Source organism: uncultured Maribacter sp. (genome assembly GCF_947496775.1).
Lineage (GTDB): Bacteria > Bacteroidota > Bacteroidia > Flavobacteriales > Flavobacteriaceae > Maribacter_B.
The window spans coordinates 1-1,048 of sequence record NZ_CANMDU010000041.1 but is presented as its reverse complement, the minus strand read 5'-3'; the positions used below and the strand labels follow the sequence as shown (position 1 = coordinate 1,048).

General features: G+C 38.6%; 1 protein-coding gene. It reads right to left on the bottom strand.

Annotation, left to right across the window (positions count from 1 at the left end; all coding sequences use genetic code 11):
* Positions 1-1,048: hypothetical protein (locus tag Q0856_RS17975; protein WP_298507214.1), on the bottom strand; the 1,048-nt coding region annotated here is incomplete at both ends.

Below are 1,048 nucleotides of genomic sequence, written 5' to 3'. Positions count from 1 at the left end.
TACGTACTACGGTTATTGAATTAGATAAATCGAAACAACCATATAAATCATTAGCGTTTTTGTCTACTTCTGCTCCTACTAAACCATCCTCATAACGTAAGTACCAAATTAAACAAGTACCTGCTCCTGCAGCATCAAAATTTACTCCTTTTACCGCTTCTAATGTTGGTGGTAATCCTAGTATCTTACCAGATTCATCGGTTATTACCCAAGTACTATTTGAGCCTTCTGCGGGTCCTTCTAATCCGATATTGGTTACATAATCCGCAGTACCATCTACTGTAAAGTTATAAGGACCTCCTACAATTTCTCCTGCATTTGGAGCATTACGATATACTTTAATACTATTGGATAAATCGTAGGTTCCTACTAAATCTGTCGTAGCATTGTTGCCTGCTTCTAATCCTTCTAATCCATCCGCATAACTAAGATGCCAAATTAAACAAAGTCCTGCGCCTGCTCCATCAAAATTAACCGCCTCTGGTGTTGGGGGTAATCCTAATATCTTTCCATTCTCATCCGTAACTACCCATTGAGAGTTTACTGTACTGTTACATTCTAAGCTTACTCCTTTTGCATAATCTGCTTCTCCATCGCCTACACAAAAGGTAAATGGACCACCACTGATAGTTCCCCCATCTACTACTGCTGCTGTACGTACTACGGTTATTGAATTAGATAAATCGAAACATCCATATAAATCATTAGCGTTTTTGTCTACTTCTGCTCCTACTAAACCATCCTCATAACGTAAGTACCAAATTAAACAAGTACCTGCTCCTGCAGCATCAAAATTTACTCCTTTTACCGCTTCTAATGTTGGTGGTAATCCTAGTATCTTACCAGATTCATCGGTTATTACCCAAGTACTATTTGAGCCTTCTGCGGGTCCTTCTAATCCGATATTGGTTACATAATCCGCAGTACCATCTACTGTAAAGTTATAAGGACCTCCTACAATTTCTCCTGCATTTGGAGCATTACGATATACTTTAATACTGTTAGATAAATCGTAGGTTCCTACTAAATCTGTCGTAGCATTGTTGCC